Here is a 3196-nt window from a genome sequence, read left to right on the forward strand (position 1 = left end):
CGGGGCAGTTTCGGCGGCGGCACATCCCCGGCAGCGAGAACATCCCCTTCGCGGAACTGACCGGGCGAATCGAGGAGTTCGACGCCGACGACCGGGTCGTAACGGTCTGCCCGCACGGGCAGGCGAGCGTGCAAGCGGCGCGCCTCATCGGCTCATTCGAGGGCTTCGACGGGCGGGTCGATTCGCTCGAACCCGGACTCGAAGGGTGGCCCTACGAGTTCGAAACCGGAGAGCCGGCGACGGCGACGCAGGGCGAGGAGCCTGACGCGCCCTTTTAAACGTCTTTGTGCAAACGGGTTCCGATCTTTTATAAAATCTTGGTACTCCCCGGACGAACGATCGTCCGGCGTCACGTCGCGTTGGTTACGACGGCTGTGTCGGTGACACTCGCCGATTAGCAGGTAAAAAACGGGGCTCGACGCGTGGTTATCGGGTGTCAGGCGACATTGAACCCTTTCTCCTGTAGGAAATCCTCGACTCGCCCGAGGTGGTTGCCCTGGAGTTCGATCGAGTCGTCCTCGACGGTGCCGCCGCAGGCGAACTTCGACTTCAGATCGCTCGATAGCGAATCCATGTCGACATCCCGCGGATCGAACCCTTCGATGACCGTTACCTCCTTACCGTATCGGCGCTCGTCGATGCGGATGTTGATCTCCTGGGACTCTTTAGCGACGTCTTCGCAGACGCAGAGTTCCTCAGGGAGTCCACACGTCGAGCAGACTTCCGACATTACAGTTCGGGCTTACACGACGGCTATATTAAACACTATCGGGACCCCTCCTCGGGTGTTTCGCGCCGCCACGGCAGCCGAGAGCGCTCCGCGAGCAGGTCGGCGAGATCCGCTCGCGCCTCGACTGCTGCCGTCTCGTCGACGCCGCCGCCGTAGCGCACCCGCTCGTACCGTTCGGCGATTCGCTCGAGGCGCTCGTCGCCGCCGAGGAACTGCCTGGGCGTCTCTCCGATGATCTTCTCGCTTCCCCGGCGCTCCTCGAGATAGACCGCTCGCCGGTACGCGCCGACGACCACGTCGTCCGGATCGCCCCGCGGAAGCCGCCGGAGCCAGATTATCCGGTAAACCCGTTCTCCGAGGCCACGCCGCCGAACGGCGAGCACGGCCAATACGGCGACGAGCGCGGCAGCCACTGTTTCCCCGCTCGGCAACGGGACCGACGGGAGGAGCGGGCGGTCGTCCTCGGCGGCGCTCTGATCCGCCGCGGCGATCGGGTCCACGTCGACATCGCCCGTATCGCCGCCCCCGGGCGTCGGGGTATCCGCTGTCCCGGCTTCCGCCTCGGCCGCCGGAGTAGCCGTTTCGGCCCCCGTCGTCTCCTCGTCGTTCCCGTCGCCGTCGTCGAGAATCGCCTGCTCTGTCTCCTGGCGCGGCGTCGCGGGCGTCGGGTCGAACTTGATCCAGCCGTGCTCCGGGACATACACCTCGACCCACGCGTGAGAGTTGTACCCACGGACGACCCACTCGTCGTCGTCGACCGCCTCGCCGGGCGTGTAGCCGACGGCGAACCGCGCCGGGATCCCCTGCGTCCGGAGCATCGTCACCATCGTCGTCGCGAAGTACACGCAGTAGCCGGACTCCATCTCGAAGAGAAACGCGTCGGCGACGTTCCCCCGCGGCCGATCGACGTCGAGGCTGTACTCGTACTCCGTCCGGAACCAGTACTCGAGTACCCGAGCGGTGTCGTAGGGGTTCTCGGCGTTGGCGGTCAGACGTGCCGTCCGCTCGGCGACGCGGTCCGGCGTGTCGCTCGGCAGTTGCGTGTACCGCGTCTCGATGCCCTCGGGGTAGCCGGTCCCCGCCGCCCGGAACTCATCGGGACGCCCGGTGGGGACCTCGCTCTCGACACGGTAGGACTCGCCCGCCTGGAGCGGGCTCACCGGCTCGAAGCTCCCGCCGTCCGTGACCCGGACCGGAACGGGAACGTCGCCGATGCGGGTCGGCCGTCGGGCGGCCGGAAGCGTCGCGACCGATGACGCGGTGGTGTAGGTCTGTTCGAGCGTCCGGCTCTCGCCGGGTGGCCCCGGAATTGGACCGTCGTACCTCTGGGTTGAGCCGCTCCGAACCCACCCGTCGCCGGTGTATCGATCGTACGTTCCGACCCGCCAGTAGGCCGCCTCGTCGGCCTCAACGACGTACCGCCGCTCCGGAGAGAGCTCGATCGAGCCGACGACGGAGACGCTGTCGTCCGCGTATACCAAGCTCGATTCGACCGTCGACCCGCCGCCGGCGGCCGGCAGGACCGATCCGATCGCGCCCGGAACGACGCCGATGAACAGCGTCGAGACGAGCATCACCGCGACCACCATGGCGACGCCGTCGGCGTCTATGAGCCGTTCCCCCCGGCGCTCACAGTCTCCGACCGCGGCGGCGACAGTCGCGCCCACGACCCCTGCGAGCGTCTCACCGGTCGTCGCGTCACCGGTCAGCGCTAAAAGGCCGAGTGCAACCCCCGAAACCGCGCTTGCGGCGACATAGCGCCGCCGGAGGGCGAGATAGCACGACAGAAACACCGGCACCGGAACCGCCGAAAACGCCCAGATGTCGGCGTTAACAATTCGGAGGATCGACAGCCCCGACAGCAGCGCAACGGCGTCCCCGAGTATCGGCGCAACGAGCGCGAGGACATCGACGCTGCCGGGAAGCGATCGGATATACAAATAGCTCCCGCAGACCCCGGCGGCAAGCGCGAGAAGCGTCGCCGTGCGCGGTCGAATCAGCCTCGCGGCAAGCGTCCCAGCAAGGACCGACACGACGACGACGAGCAAAAACGCCGCCGGATTTCCGGTAATAACGACGACCCCGTACAGCACGGACAGCACGGCGCCGAGCACCGCGGCGACGCCTGCAAGCGCGAGCAGCCGGGCCGCTCGGCACCTGACCGCGGCGGATGCCCGCTTGATTGCGGCCCGAATCGGCCTAAATGCCCGCCTCCAGCCGACGCTCATTCTTTCACCTCCCCCACCCCTCGTTCCGACGCGACCGAGAGGGCGTCGACCCCGACACTCCGACCCGAGGCGGTGAGCGTCGCGTCCCCGTCCTCGCCTCGGGCCCGGACATCCGCCCGGGCCCGCTCGCCGGCGGTACACTCGCCGCCCTCGGTCAGCGCGAGGAGCCGAAGCGCGGCACCCGTTCTGCCGGGACGGGCGAAACGCTCGCCGTCGGGGACGACGACGGTGACCGTCT

4 protein-coding genes are annotated in these 3196 nt (G+C 67.9%); 1 reads left to right on the forward strand and 3 read right to left on the reverse strand.

The genetic code is table 11. From position 1 onward, the window contains the following. Window positions 1-278 (forward strand): rhodanese-like domain-containing protein (locus ACI944_RS13575; protein ID WP_411719562.1); only part of this gene is annotated, 278 nt, incomplete at its 5' end. Window positions 279-436: 158 nt separating this feature from the next. Here the strand turns inward: ACI944_RS13575 and yciH are convergent. The 3 genes from yciH to ACI944_RS13590 all read right to left on the reverse strand — a co-directional run. Beyond that, window positions 437-730 carry a stress response translation initiation inhibitor YciH gene (gene yciH / locus ACI944_RS13580; RefSeq protein ID WP_015408479.1) on the reverse strand — a complete coding sequence of 98 codons (294 nt, stop codon included), beginning with the start codon at window positions 728-730 and terminating at the stop codon, window positions 437-439. Between the two features lie 35 nt (window positions 731-765). Continuing rightward, window positions 766-2958, reverse strand: coding sequence for a transglutaminase domain-containing protein (locus ACI944_RS13585; protein WP_411719563.1), 2193 nt, complete (start codon window positions 2956-2958; stop codon window positions 766-768). Continuing rightward, the coding region (locus tag ACI944_RS13590; RefSeq protein WP_411719564.1) for a hypothetical protein at window positions 2955-3196 on the reverse strand (242 nt) is incomplete at its 5' end. The genes ACI944_RS13585 and ACI944_RS13590, both read right to left, overlap by 4 nt.

Source organism: Natronomonas sp. (genome assembly GCF_046710025.1).
Classification (GTDB): Archaea; Halobacteriota; Halobacteria; order Halobacteriales; family Haloarculaceae; genus Natronomonas.